Annotated in this window: 5 protein-coding genes; 3 read left to right on the top strand and 2 right to left on the bottom strand. The window is 45.2% G+C overall.

Annotated features, from left to right (window positions below):
• Positions 1 to 381: 381 nt before the first annotated feature.
• On the bottom strand, positions 382 to 660 hold the full coding sequence (gene tnpA, locus FCL46_RS28645; protein WP_420811252.1) for an IS66 family insertion sequence element accessory protein TnpA: 279 nt from the start codon (positions 658 to 660) through the stop codon (positions 382 to 384).
• A gap of 89 nt (positions 661 to 749) precedes the next feature.
• Positions 750 to 1,001 (bottom strand): hypothetical protein, encoded by a 252-nt coding sequence (locus tag FCL46_RS28640; RefSeq protein ID WP_136809834.1) that lies wholly within the window; start codon positions 999 to 1,001, stop codon positions 750 to 752.
• A 189-nt stretch (positions 1,002 to 1,190) separates the two neighbouring features.
• Here FCL46_RS28640 and FCL46_RS00905 point away from each other — a divergent pair, with 189 nt between their 5' ends.
• The 3 genes from FCL46_RS00905 (at position 1,191) to FCL46_RS00895 (ending at position 15,463) form a co-directional block, all read left to right on the top strand.
• A complete protein-coding gene (locus FCL46_RS00905) occupies positions 1,191 to 6,470 on the top strand; it encodes a PKD domain-containing protein (RefSeq protein ID WP_176371577.1) in 5,280 nt (1,759 codons plus the stop codon).
• A 365-nt stretch (positions 6,471 to 6,835) separates the two neighbouring features.
• Positions 6,836 to 13,738, top strand: a complete 6,903-nt coding sequence (locus FCL46_RS00900; protein WP_176371576.1) for a PKD domain-containing protein — start codon at positions 6,836 to 6,838, stop codon at positions 13,736 to 13,738.
• 324 nt (positions 13,739 to 14,062) lie between these two features.
• Positions 14,063 to 15,463 carry an O-antigen ligase family protein gene (locus FCL46_RS00895; protein ID WP_167505888.1) on the top strand — a complete coding sequence of 467 codons (1,401 nt, stop codon included), beginning with the start codon at positions 14,063 to 14,065 and terminating at the stop codon, positions 15,461 to 15,463.
• Positions 15,464 to 15,475 lie beyond the last annotated feature (12 nt).

Below are 15,475 nucleotides of genomic sequence, written 5' to 3'. Positions count from 1 at the left end.
TGCTCCCGTAGCAGTTCGTTTTCTTTCTCGTATTTTCGGTGCGTTTCGAGAAGAATCTTTTTTAGCTATTCGGAATCATCTGGAAGTTTTTTACTCACTTTAGACATGAACAAACACTGCAATATTTCAAGGTAAAAAATAAACATTTACCCTAACACATCAGGTGCCTGGTCAAGAAATTGTATCGCAGGATAATCGTGTGTGAGCTTGCTACAAATCAAGCCATTGATTAATTTTCGCATATCAGTTGTGCCAAGGGAAAGATATACACGTGCTTTGACGGAAGAACCGTGTATTATACCTGTTCCAATACTATAACCAGTTCTTTCAGTAATCCTGCAGAAAAATCATTATTGATCTCTACACAAAATCTATCATAATTCAGAAATAGGTGTAATCCAGAACGACTCTTGCCAGAGTCTGATTTAATTCTGCTGGGATGGAAAGTGGATAAAAGCAGAGTTGAGTTATAGGTAACTTTTTGAGTTTGCGTTTCCAATACCCAAAACTCTGGAGGGGAATAGCATGTGATTCACAATAGTCTTCCTGACTTAAACCACACTCTTTACAGTCACGACCATGTTGCGCCCATTTTTGTTGTTTATCGCTTCTGCTACCTGCTTGCTTGATTGTAATATATAGTTCCTTGTATATTCTCAATATACTGAAGCATATTCATGTAATCATGTGAAGGTGAGATTTAATTGGCGTTTACATAACAAATAATGGTAGCAGAATAAATCAACGTGCTATATGATGCATTTTCCAGTCAGGCGTTTGTTCTGCTTGTCTAGTTGTCTAGTTGTTCGACCATCAATTGCAAAATGCTTCTTTTGGGCTACCTGCGGGGTTATCTTTAATCGAAGAAGGGCCGCAACAAAAGCCATGGCGCCATAGCCTTTTCCTGCCCCAAGAATTATGCAGTGATTTCCAGGAAGAGAATGGGCCTCGGAGAGTATGAAATAAAAGAAAATACTGTCCTTTTTTATTTTGGCATACATGTACTTTACTCTACACAGATGCAGGATAATTCTGTGTAGTTTTTCGAATTTCTGTTTCAAATCGTTGGACTTTCGCGATCGCTGAAATAGTTTTTTTTTACGGTTCTTCAAGATTAGCGTTACGATTTGATGAACCATAACAACAAACCTTACTGGCAATTTGCTCAAAGCATTAATGGAGATAGAGCGATGCTTCCAAACTTGAATTGTCTTAAAAAAATCGTCAATACATCTTTTCCCTTATTTCTTAAATATTCTGATTATAATCGTAATCCATTTCTCATAGTTATTTTTGTGTTCATAATTTCAGCTCTAACCACTCTTGCTAGAGCTGAAATAAGCTTTACTGAAACCACACAAGAAGCAGGCCTAACCTATACAGGCCCCACATGGGGTGCACAATGGACAGACTATAATGGGGATGGTTGGCCAGACATTTGGGTTACCAATCACGAGTCGAAAGAGCCAAGCCTATATCTTAATATGTGGGATGGAACATTTGAACAGATTTCTGATAGCATTTGGGATCTAACTCCATGGCCACACCATGACACACATGGCGCTGGCTGGGCAGATTTTGATAACGATGGAGATCAGGATGTGCTGGTCAATGATGGTGGCGATTATGTGAGCAGCCAATTTTATGTAAATGATAATGGAATCCTTTACGAAAGAGCCGAAGAATACGGCGTCTCATTTCCTAGAAATCGTGGGCGTGGAACATTGTGGCTGGACTTCGACAATGATGGCCTTTTGGATGCTTATATGAATGGGTTCGCTTCTGGTGCAGAAGGGTGTGCCCGCTTATTTAAACAAAATGAAGAAACCGGTTTTTTTGAAAATGTAAATTCCGTGGTTGGGATTTCGGATCAAGGTGCTCTCTTTAGCATATTGTCCGATCTTACTGGCGATGGCGTTTTGGATCTTATAAGTTATGATGGTGGATGGTTTCCAACGTCTGTGTATAGCATGACGACCATTCCTTTTACTGTGTATCCGAGATGGCAATTATTCCCAACTGATACTGGATTAATAGCTGACGCAGCTTTCGCGGATTTCAATGGTGACCTTCTCCCGGACCTTTATTTGGCAAGAAGCGGAGATGAAGAAGAAGCCGAACAGGTAACATCCACTAAACTGGCAGCGAATATTGTTGGGAAGACCTGTGGGTGTGAGAAAGGAATAACATTCAAATCCGATGGTAATGTGACAATTTTGTTCTCAATACCGATCGAATCTGCAGGCCACCCTTTCTTTATTGGTTCTTCGGGGCTCTCACCTGAAGCATTTCCATCCTACATTTCTCCAGATGATCCGCGAATATGGGGATTTTCGCCACGAATTCCTCTCTATTTAGAGCTAGACCCTAACGATCCCAGAGTCTCTGGCATTCCCCCCCATGAACCGGGCGTCGATGTTGGTGTTTATATAGGTTTTGATGCAGATTTGAGTGAATGGCAAATTGTATCTTCACAATCTCTTGTTGAATCGTTTTGGTGCAAATTTATCGTCGAATCCGACAGCACAATAACTGAATTAACCCCTCTGAATCTTAATATGTTTCCGGCTGCGATAGATAGCTTATATATACATAATGGAGTCAAGCTGGAACAATGGTCATCAGAAGAAAATGGGATCAATAAACATTTACCAGGAAGAAGTGTTGTGGCTGGTGACTTTGACAATGATATGGACCTGGATATTTATGTGGTGAATTCTTCAAGAGTCATGAATACGCCGAATATTTTCTTTGAGAATGACGGAACAGGTCATTTTACTGAAGTCCCTGGCGCAGGAGGGGCGGAGGGGACCTTGCTGGGCGCCGGAGACAGTGTTGTCTCCGCGGACTATAACCGTGACGGTTTTCTGGACTTGTTCGTCACTAATGGTATGTATCCATCTCCTTTTGATCATTTGGGGCCTATCCAGCTCTTTAAAAATAACGGAAATAGCAATCACTGGATTGAAATCGACTTAGTCGGCACGACTTCCAATAGAGACGGTATTGGCGCTCGTGTGCTAGTGACCGCCGGGGGGAAGACTCAATTGCGTGAACAAGGTGGTGGTATACACAAGTTTTCACAAAATCATACGCGCATCCACTTCGGCCTTGGGCAAAATTCAACCATCCAGAGCTTGGAAGTACAATGGCCAAGTGGGACTGTTCAGGTAATAGAAAATCTTGAAGCAGATAAAATCATCCAGGTAATTGAATCTTCAGGTGACCCTCAGCCGCCACTGGCTGTGAATGATAGTGCCAGGACGGATATGGATACCGCAATGACTGTGGAGGTCCTGGTTAACGACTACGATCCAAACTATGACACACTCACCATTACTGCTGTACAGAGCCCAACCGACCAGGGCGGTATAGCCACTATCAATGATAACGGTTCGCCGGATTATCCAGGTGATGACTTTATCGACTACAGCCCACCTGGAGGTTTTTCAGGTACAGACACCTTTACCTATACAATTGATGACGGCAACGGTTTCACTGATACCGCAACCGTGATCGTCACTGTGAAAGCTGCGTCGAATACTTGTTATCCGTATGGTGAGCCGAATTATGATCCTGTAACAGAAGATGGGATTTTTCTTTGGAAAGAAGGAAATGTTTGGCACTTGAGGGCTGCAGCAGGATCCAGTGCATTACAAAGAAAGTATACTGGCAGCATAGTTTCTGATATGGAATTTAGCAGTGTAACTCCTGTCAGCCTTGAGGCAAGTGATATTCTGAACACCTCCAATTCTCAGATGATTACATTTGAGATGGCTATGTCGCAGCCTTATTTTGACGGACTTGATTTCGAGTTTCCAGCTGGTGCCACTGTCTATTTTGATGTTCAATCGAACAGTGGAAATGCAATCGATCTTGTATTTATTGGTGGAGATAGATGTCCAGTAGATCAGCTTTCCTATCAACTTCCCTCAGACTCTAACACATCGCCAGTGGCTATCTTCACTGCCGATCCATCTTTGGGTGATGCCCCGCTGGAAGTGACATTTAATGCTTCTATGTCGTATGACCCAGATCCGAATGGTTCAATCGTATCCTATGAGTGGGACTATGGCGATGGTACAGGTAGCGGCTTGACAACTACCCATACATACAACGCACCTGGCATCTACACCGTTATCCTCACCGTTACCGACAACGCTTGGTCTACTACCACGACCAACCAGACCGTCACGATAGTGGGAACGTCGACTACTTGTAATCCGTATGGAGTACCGAATTATGATCCAGCAACAGAGGATGGGATTTTTCTGTGGAAAGAAGGAAATGTTTGGCACTTGAGGGCTACAGCAGGGCTCAGTGGGTCGCAAAGGTATACTGGCAGCATAATTTCAGATATGGGATTTATAAATGTAACTCCTGTAAACTTTGAGGCAAGTGATATTCTGGACGCCTCCAATTCTCAGATGATTACATTTGAGATGACTATATCGCAGCCTTGGTTCGACGGGCTTGATTTCGAGTTTCCAGCTGGTGCCACTGTCTATTTTGGTGTTCAATCAAACAGTGGGAATGCTGCCGATCTCGTATTCATCGGTGGAAATCGATGTCCTGTAGCTCAACTCCCCTATCAGCTTTTCTTAGACTCTAACACTGCACCAGTGGCTATTTTCACTGCCGATCCAACTTTGGGTGATGCACCGCTGGAAGTGACATTTAATGCTTCTATGTCGTATGACCCGGATGCGGATGGTTCGATCGTATCCTATGAATGGGATTATGGCGATGGTACGGGCAGTGGTGCAGCAACAAGCCATACTTACAATGCACCTGGCATCTACGACGTTAGCCTCACGGTTACCGACGACTATGGCTTCACCGACATGACCTACCAGACAATCACTGTTGGAACTTCGAGTACGTGTAATCCTTATGAAATACCGAATTATGATCCAGCATCAGAGGATGGGATTTTTCTGTGGAAAGAAGGAACCATTTGGCACTTGAGGGCCATTGCAGGACTCAGTGGGTCGCAAAGGTATACTGGTAGTATAGTTTCAGAAGTGGAGTTTAGCAGGGTAACTCCATTCAGCTTTGAGTCAAATGACACTCTGGACACCTCCAATTCACAGGTGATTACATTTGAGATGACTATGTCACAGCCTTATTTCGATGGGCTTGATTTCGAGTTTCCAGCTGGTGCCACTGTCTATTTTGATGTTCAAGCGAACAGCGGGATTACTGCCGATCTCGTATTCATCGGTGGAAATCAATGCCCTGTAAATCAGCTCCCCTATCATCTTCCCTTAGACTCTAACACAGCGCCAGTAGCTATTTTCACTGCCGATCCAATTTTAGGTAATGCCCCGCTGGAAGTGACCTTCAATGCTTCTATGTCGTATGACCCGGATGCGGATGGTTCGATCGTATCCTATGAATGGGATTATGGCGATGGCACGGATAGCGGCGCAGCAACGAGCCATACGTACAATGCACCTGGCATCTACGACGTTAGCCTCACGGTTACCGACGACTATGGCTTCACCGATATGACCTACCAGACAATCACTGTTGGAACTTCGAGTACGTGTAATCCTTATGGAGAACCGAATTATGATCCAGCAACAGAGGATGGAATTTTCCTATGGCAAGAAGGAAATATTTGGCACTTGAGAGCTGCAGCAGGGCTCAGTGAGTGGAAAAAATATACTGGCAGCATAGTTTCAGATATGCAGTTTAGTAGCGTATCCCCTTTCAACTTCGAGACAAACGACATTCTTGACACCTCCAATTCTCAGGCGATTACATTTGAGATGACTATGTCGCGGCCTTATTTCGATGGGCTTGATTTCGAGTTTCCAGCCGGGGCCACTGTTTATTTTGATATTCAAGCAAACAGTGGGGTTGCTGCCGATCTCGTATTCATTGGTGGAAATCAATGTCCTGTAGATCAGCTCCCCTATCAGCTTTCCTTAGACTCTAACACTGCGCCAGCTGCAAGCTTCACAGCCGATAGTACAGCTGGCGAGGCCCCCCTGACTGTATCCTTTGATGCTTCCGGCTCAACCGATGACGACGGTACAATCGAATCGTATGAATGGGACTATGGTGATGGCACGGATAGCGGCGTAACCGCCAGCCATACCTACAACACAGCCGGCAGCTACACCGTTACCCTCACGGTCACCGACGATGATGATGCCACCAATACGGCCAACCTGACCATCACGGTTGATGCGCAAAACATTGCGCCTATTGCAAGCTTCACGGCCGATACTACAGCGGGTGAGGCACCGCTGACTGTATCCTTTGATGCTTCCGGCTCAACCGATGACGACGGTACAATCGAATCGTATGAATGGGACTATGGCGATGGCACGGATAGCGGCGTAACCGCCAGCCATACCTACAACACAGCCGGCAGCTACACCGTTACCCTCACGGTCACCGACGATGATGGTGCCACCAATACAGCAAACCAGACCATCACGGTTGATCCTCAACCGTGATGGTCACTGTAAAACAATGCAGTGCCCTACTGTAATTCGTCATATGGCAACATATTAGCCGAACAACATTTATCAAGGTTAGCTTTATGCTCAAAAATATTCTTATTGGTTTTTTTATCTCTCTATTAACTGCGCCAGCAAAGTTTCAAGATCATATGCAGAACAAATTCAATTCTCATGATTTGTATAGTTCTAGTGAGCCAGGAGTCTTACTTGTTATTCTTTGATAACATTTATTGAGAAGGGGGGAAATTGTGACAGACTATTTGAAGTATCTAAAAATGAAATTAGGTATATTTTTACTTATATTTCATGAAAATTTCTTTTGTAACCGCAACTCATTTTTTATATTTTTCTTTACATGCATGGTATCAGCATCCCTGACTACTTCTGCGGATGCTGAGATAAGCTTTACTGAAACCACGCAAGAAGCAGGTTTAACCTATACCGGACCTACCTGGGGTACACAATGGACAGACTATAACGGGGATGGTTGGCCTGATATATTTGTTACTAATCATGAGGCGAAAGTTCCTAATCTCTACCAGAATATGCAGGACGGAACATTTGAACAGCTTCCTGATACTATTTGGGATCAAATGCCATTTCCTCTTGACACACATGGCGCTGGCTGGGCAGATTTTGACAACGATGGAGACCAGGATGTTTATATCAGTGCCGGTACCTATACCCAATACAACCATTTTTATGTAAACGATAACGGAGCGCTTTCCGAAAGATCTGATGAATATGGCATCTCATATATTGAAAATCGAGGACGTATGCCGTTGTGGCTTGATTTCGACAATGATGGGCTTTTGGATATTTATGTCAATGGGTTCTCAATGGGTGGAGTAGGCTATTCAGGCTTATTCCAACAAAATGGAGCTATATTTGAAAATGTAACTTCTCTAGTAGGCATGGAGCCTCATAACACTGCCTACTCCATGATGTCTGACCTTACGGGCGATGGAATATTGGATCTGATACATTATGATGATGACACCAGTCTCCCTGGATTTCCCAACCATCTGTGGAGCATGGCAACCATTCCTTTCACGGATCATCGTGATGAAATATTCCCACTTGACATTGGATTTGGTACTGACGCCGCCTTCTCAGATTTCAACAACGACCTTCTTCCAGACCTTTATTTGGCAAGACCCGGTGGGGGAAATCAAGTAGCACAAGTAACATCCACCAAATTGGCAGCGTCTTTCATAACAGATGAATGTGGATGTGAGAGAGGAGTTACATTCAAGACCAATGGCATTCTGACACTTCTGTTTTCATTAAGGCAAAAATATCTAGACCATCCCATATTCATTGGTTCATCAGGGTACCCCGCTGAAGAATTTGAGGGCTACATCGCTCCAGATGACCCGAGAATATGGGGCTATTGGCCTAGAGTTCCGGTTTATTTAGAGCTAGACCCTGATAACCCCAAGGCGTCTGGCATGTTTCCCTATGAACCGGGAGTAGATTATGGCGTATTTATCGGCTTTGATGAGGTTTTGAATGAATGGAAAATTGTTTCTTCAGTCCCTTTTGACGAAGACTTTGAGTGCAGATTCATCGCCGAAACCGATGGCAGTCCAATATCTGATTTGACTCTTTTAAATATTAATATGTTTCAACCGGCTGTAGACAGTCTCTATATTCATAATGGAGTTCAGCTGGAAAAGAGAACATCACAAAGTGGAATCGTTAAGAATCTACCTGGGAGAAGTGTTGTTACTGGTGATTTTGACAATGATATGGATGTGGATATTTATGTAGTTAATTCGATGTTTGTTCAGAATACACCCAATTCTCTCTATGAAAATACCGGAGCAGGCGATTTTATTGAAGTTCCTGATGCGGGAGGAGCGGCAGGGACCACGCTGGGACTGGGGGATCATGTAGTCACTGCGGACTATAACCGCGATGGTTTTCTTGACCTGTTCGTCACCAATGGAAGATATCCGCCGCCTTTTGATCATTTAGGGCCTATTCAGTTATTTAAAAATAACGGAAACAACAATCACTGGATTGAAATCGACTTAGTCGGCACGACTTCCAATAGAGACGGTATTGGCGCTCGCGTGCTAGTCACCGCAGGGGGGAAGACTCAGTTGCGTGAGCAAGGTGGTGGTATGCACAGGGATTCACAAAATCATACGCGCATCCACTTCGGCCTTGGGCAGAATTCAACCATCCAGAGCCTGGAAGTACAGTGGCCTAGTGGGATTGTTCAGGTATTAGAAAATCTAGCAGCTGATAAAATCATTCAGGTTGTAGAATCTTCAGGAGGCCCTCAACCGCCAGTGGCAGTTGGTGATAGCGCCACAACGGATACGGATACTGCGACGACTGTGAGTGTCCTGAGTAATGACTACGATCCAAATGGTGACACGCTGACCATTATTGCAGTACAGAGCCTAACTGACCAAAGCGGCATTGCCACTATCAATGATAACGCCTCGCCGTCTGATCCAAACGATGACTTTATCGACTACACCCCACCGGGAGGTTTTTCAGGTACGGACACCTTTACCTATACAATTGATGACGGTAATGGTTTCACTGATAGCGCAACCGTGACCGTCACTGTGGGAACGTCGACTACTTGTAATCCGTATGGAATACCGAATTATGATCCAGCAACAGAGGATGGGATTTTTCTGTGGCAAGAAGGAAATGTTTGGCACTTGAGGGCTATAGCGGGGCTCAGTGGGTGGCAAAGGTATACTGGAAGCATTGTTTCAGATATGCCGTTTAACACGGTAACCCCTGTCAGCTTTGAAGCAAATGATATTCTGGACACCTCAAATTCTCAGTTGATTACATTTGACATGAATATGTCGCGACCTTATTTCGACGGCCTTGATTTCGAGTTTCCAGCTGGTGCCACTGTTTCTTTTGATGTTCAAGCGAATTATGGGAATGCTGCCGATCTCGTATTTATTGGTGGAGATCAATGTCCTGTAGCTCAGCTTCCCTATCAACTTTCCTTAGGCTCTAACACAGCGCCAGTGGCTGCCTTCACGGCCGATCCAACTTCGGGTGAGGTCCCGCTATACGTGACCTTTGATGCTTCTATGTCATATGACCCGGATGCGGATGGTTCAATCGTATCCTATGAGTGGGACTATGACGATGGTACAGGCAGCGGCGTAACAACGAGCCATACATACAACGCAACTGGCATATACACCGTTAGCCTCGCTGTTACCGACGACTATGGTGTCATCGATACGATCAGCCAGACTATCACTGTGGAAGACCGACAAAACACAGCGCCAGTGGCTATTTTCACTGCCGATCCAACTATAGGTAATGCTCCGCTGGAAGTGACCTTCAATGCTTCTATGTCGTATGACCCGGATGCGGATGGTTCAATCGTATCCTATGAGTGGGACTATGACGATGGTACAGGCAGCGGCGTAACAACAAGCCATACATACAACGAACCTGGCACTTACACCGTTAGCCTCACTGTTACCGACGACTATGGTGTCACCGATACGACCAGCCAGATTATCACTGTGGAAGACCCACAAAACACAGCGCCAGTGGCTATTTTCACTGCCGATCCAACTTCGGGGGAGGTCTCACTATACGTGACCTTTGATGCTTCTACGTCGTATGACCCGGATGCGGATGGTTCAATCGTATCCTATGAGTGGGACTTTGACGATGGTACAGGCAGCGGCGTAACAACAAGCCATACATACAACGAACCTGGCACTTACACCGTTAGCCTCACTGTTACCGACGACTATGGTGTCACCAATACGACCAGCCAGATTATCACTGTGGAAGACCCACAAAACACAGCACCAGTGGCTGCCTTCACGGCCGATCCAACTTCGGGGGAGGTCTCACTATACGTGACCTTTGATGCTTCTACGTCATACGACCCAGATGGTGGTTCAATCGTATCCTATGAGTGGGACTATGACGATGGTACAGGCAGCGGCGTAACAACAAGCCATACTTACAACGAACCTGGCATCTACGACGTTAGCCTAACTGTTACCGACGACGATGGTTTCTCCGATACAACCAGCCAGATTATCACTGTTGGAACTTCGAGTACGTGTAATCCTTATGGAGAACCTAATTATGATCCAGCAACAGAGGATGGGATTTTTCTGTGGCAGGAAGGAAATGTTTGGCACTTGAGAGCTGTAGCAGGACTCAGTGGGTGGCAAAGGTTTACCGGCAACATAGTTTCAAATATGGAGTTTAGCAGGGTAACTCCTGTCAACCTTGAGGCAAGTGATATTCTGGATACCTCCAATTCTCAAGTGATTACATTTGATATGACTATGTCGCGACCCTATTTCGACGGGATTGATTTCGAGTTTCCAGTTGGTGCCACTGTCTCTTTTGATTTTCAAGCAAGCAGCGGGGTTGCTGCCGATCTCGTATTCATCGGTGAAAATCAATGTCCGGTAGATCAACTCCCCTATCAGCTTTCCTTAGACTCTAACACAGCCCCAGTGGCTATTTTCACTGCCGATCCAACTTTAGGTAATGCCCCGCTGGAAGTGACCTTCAATGCTTCTATGTCGTATGACCCTGATGGGGATGGTTCGATTGTATCCTATGAATGGGATTATGACGATGGTACTGGTAGTGGCGCAGCAACAAGCCATACGTACAACGCACCTGGCATCTACAACGTTAGCCTAACTGTTACCGACGACGATGGTTTCTCCGATACGACCAGCCAGATAATCACTGTTGGAACTTCGAGTACGTGTAATCCTTATGGAGAACCTAATTATGATCCAGCAACAGAGGATGGGATTTTTCTGTGGCAGGAAGGAAATGTTTGGCACTTGAGGGCTGTAGCAGGACTCAGTGGGTGGCAAAGGTTTACCGGCAATATAGTTTCAAATATGGAGTTTAGCAGAGTAACTCCTGTCAACCTTGAGGCAAGTGATATTCTGGATACCTCCAATTCTCAAGTGATTACATTTGATATGACTATGTCGCGGCCCTATTTCGACGGGATTGATTTCGAGTTTCCTGCTGGGGCCACTGTTTATTTTGATGTTCAAACAAACAGTGGGGTTGCTGCAGATCTCGTATTCATCGGTGGAAATCGATGTCCTGTAGCTCAGCTCCCCTACCAGCTTTCCATAGACTCTAACACAGCCCCAACTGCAAGCTTCACGGCCGATCCGATAGCGGGCGAGGCCTCGCTGACTGTATCCTTTGATGCTTCTGGCTCAACCGATGAGGACGGTTCAATCGTCTCGTATGTATGGGACTATGGCGATGATGAGGACGGTTCAATCGTCTCGTATACATGGGACTATGGCGATGGTACAAGCGGGATCGAAACAACCCATACCTATACCGAAGATGGCAGCTACACCGTTATCCTCACTGTTACCGATGAAGATGGTGCCAGCAGCACGGCCACCCAGACCATTACGGTGGTAGAGCCTGAAAATATTGCACCAATTGCCATTTTCACGGCCGATCCAGTTTCCGGTGTGTACCCGCTGGAGGTGAACTTTGATGCTTCCGGTTCAACCGATGAGGACGGTCTAATCGTATTGTATACCTGGGACTATGGCGATGGTACAAGCGGGATCGAAACAAACCATACCTATACCGAAGATGGCAGCTACACTGTTATCCTCACTGTTACCGATGAAGATGGCGCCAGTAGAATGGCCACCCAGACCATTACGGTGACAGAGCCTGAAAACATTGCGCCAGTGGCCATTTTCACGGCCGATCCAGTTTCCGGTGTGTACCCGCTGGAGGTGAACTTTGATGCTTCCGGTTCAACCGATGAGGACGGTTCAATCGTCTCGTATGCCTGGGACTATGGCGATGGTACAAGCGGGAGCGAAACAAACCATACCTATACCGAAGATGGCACCTACACCGTTATCCTTACGGTTACCGATGAAGATGGCGTCAGCAGCATGGCCACCCAGACCGTTACGGTGGCAGAGCCTGAAAACATTGCGCCAGTGGCCATTTTCACGGCCGATCCAGTTTCCGGTGTGTACCCGCTGGAGGTGAACTTTGATGCTTCCGGTTCAACCGATGAGGACGGTTCAATCGTCTCGTATGCCTGGGACTATGGCGATGGTACAAGCGGGAGCGAAACAAACCATACCTATACCGAAGATGGCACCTACACCGTTATCCTTACGGTTACCGATGAAGATGGCGCCAGCAGCATGGCCACCCAGACCGTTACGGTGGCAGAGCCTGAAAACATTGCGCCAGTGGCCATTTTCACGGCCGATCCAGTTTCCGGTGTGTACCCGCTGGAGGTGAACTTTGATGCTTCCGGTTCAACCGATGAGGACGGTTCAATCGTCTCGTATGCCTGGGACTATGGCGATGGTACAAGCGGGAGCGAAACAAACCATACCTATACCGAAGATGGCACCTACACCGTTATCCTTACGGTTACCGATGAAGATGGCGCCAGCAGCATGGCCACCCAGACCGTTACGGTGGCAGAGCCTGAAAACATTGCGCCAGTGGCCATTTTCACGGCCGATCCAGTTTCCGGTGTGTACCCGCTGGAGGTGAACTTTGATGCTTCCGGTTCAACCGATGAGGACGGTTCAATCGTCTCGTATGCCTGGGACTATGGCGATGGTACAAGCGGGAGCGAAACAAACCATACCTATACCGAAGATGGCACCTACACCGTTATCCTTACGGTTACCGATGAAGATGGCGCCAGCAGCATGGCCACCCAGACCGTTACGGTGGCAGAGCCTGAAAACATTGCGCCAGTGGCCATTTTCACGGCCGATCCAGTTTCCGGTGTGTACCCGCTGGAGGTGAACTTTGATGCTTCCGGTTCAACTGATGAGGACGGTTCAATCGTCTCGTATGCCTGGGACTATGGCGATGGTACAAGCGGGAGCGAAACAAACCATACCTATACCGAAGATGGCAGCTACACCGTTATCCTCACTGTTACCGATGAAGATGGCGCCAGCAGCATGGCCACCCAGACCGTTACGGTAGCAGAGCCTGAAAACATTGCGCCAGTGGCCATTTTCACGGCCGATCCAGTTTCCGGTGTGTACCCGCTGGAGGTGAACTTTGATGCTTCCGGTTCAACCGATGAAGACGGTTTAATCGTCTCGTATGCCTGGGACTATGGCGATGGTACAAGCGGGAGCGAAACAAACCATACCTATACCGAAGATGGCACCTACACCGTTATCCTCACGGTTACCGACAATGATGATGACACCAATACAGCAAACCAGACCATCACGGTTGAATAACAACAAAACACGGGAGACGTAAAATAGAAATGACGCAGTGGAAAATAGTCGAACAAAACTAAATTCCAACAATAAGTGATACGTCATGAGTTGAATGATCTAGTCTCGTTAACTATTAATATGAAAGTTACTAATACATAGCTCTTGCGAGGCTAGTTTATTCCCTCTCCCTTTAATAATCTGTGGAAGTGTAGTGCTAGACTTTCGTTAAAAACGGTTTGAATTATGAAGAATAATTACCTGCTTCTCAAAGGAAAGGCATCTGCCCCTTTTACTCGAAAATCAAGCAAGGAACTCCTTGTATTCCTGTTTTTTGCAGTTACATTGGCCTTTGGCAATCTTTATCTTATAAATTTGTTGAATAATTTTTCCACATTTTCATATGTAAAATTGGGTGCTTTGTTACTTGCTGCATGCTCCGGATTATATTTGCTCTCAAGGCCTGACATCTTTTTTTCAACCAGATTAGCCATTTTGAGTTTGATTCCTATTATAAACATTACTCTGCCTCCAAAACGATTTGATCTTAGCGTTTTCACAGTGCTGCTTATTATCTGCTTTTTAGTCTTGCTCATTCGCGTATTATTGAAGAAAGATGCAATAAATCTTATTCCGGACAAACTTGCTTTTCTTTTCTTGCTCTCTGCTTTGCCACCTGTTTTTTTGGGTTTTGACTCACTTAATTCAATTGAGTTTTTTTTCAAAGTATTGATATTGGACTATCTATTCTTTATTGTTATATATGATTTCCTGTCAGAGAAAAATGCATTTCGTGATATTGTGAAATATCTTGCTTTAGCCCTGATTTTTATTTCCTTAGCCATTTTTTTTGAATTCATTACCGGTATTAATCTGTCGGGGGAAGAAAAGAACTTAAATGCATTAAAGAAATTTACACGCTGTGCAGGTTTTTTTCAGGATCCACAAAAAGCAGCGCAGTTTCTGGCTGTTGGTATAACCTTTTTCATACTATTACTCTGCAGGAATGTCCCATTAGGAAAAACCGTCAGTCGTTTAGTCAGTGCGAGTTTGCCTGTTTCTTATGGTGCACTATTATTGACCGCATCAAAAAATGGGATAATCATCGGGCTCCTACTACCTACTCTTTCAATAATTTTATTCAATAATAACAATAAACTAAAAAGCACATTCCTGTTTTTCCTTCTTCCACTCTTTCTTCTTATGCTCCTTGTTTTTCAAAACGCCTTAACTACCATGATCCTTAAGTCTTCCGCTGGAACTAGGATGACCGAGATAAGTCAATCTTCTAACATCAGGGTTAACATCTGGCATGAAAGCTGGTTGGCGTTTCAGAATTACGGAAACTTGGTCGCAGGCGTTGGACCTGGTAATTATCAGGAGTTAATAATGCGGGCCGACCCTGAGCGGCGAAATGATAAGGCTGAAGGTAGATATGTTCCTGACCAGCCGGAAAGTGGATATCTCAAAATACTCTATGAAACCGGCCTCTTCAGCCTGGTTGGCCTGTTCCTTTTTTCACTAGGGATTGTGCGTAAGGCCGCTAAGTCCTTTTTTGCATCAGAGCAAACAGTATCGACCAATATTGCTATATCGGCAAGCTTTGCTTTAGTTGCCTTTTCTTTTGGATTTGTTACGCTCTTTACTGTTACAGACAACAAAAACCTGATGATATTCGTAATTATGTACGCATTGTTAAGTTATTTGCAAAAAAACAACTTTATTTTGAATACCCATGACGAGTAATCTCGGAAGTTC

It is taken from the genome of Desulfosediminicola flagellatus, from assembly GCF_005116655.2.
In the GTDB taxonomy this organism is placed as follows: Bacteria; Desulfobacterota; Desulfobulbia; order Desulfobulbales; family Desulfocapsaceae; genus Desulfopila; species Desulfopila flagellata.
The sequence above is the reverse complement of the archived record's forward strand: the minus strand, read 5'-3'. Positions and strand labels throughout refer to the sequence as shown.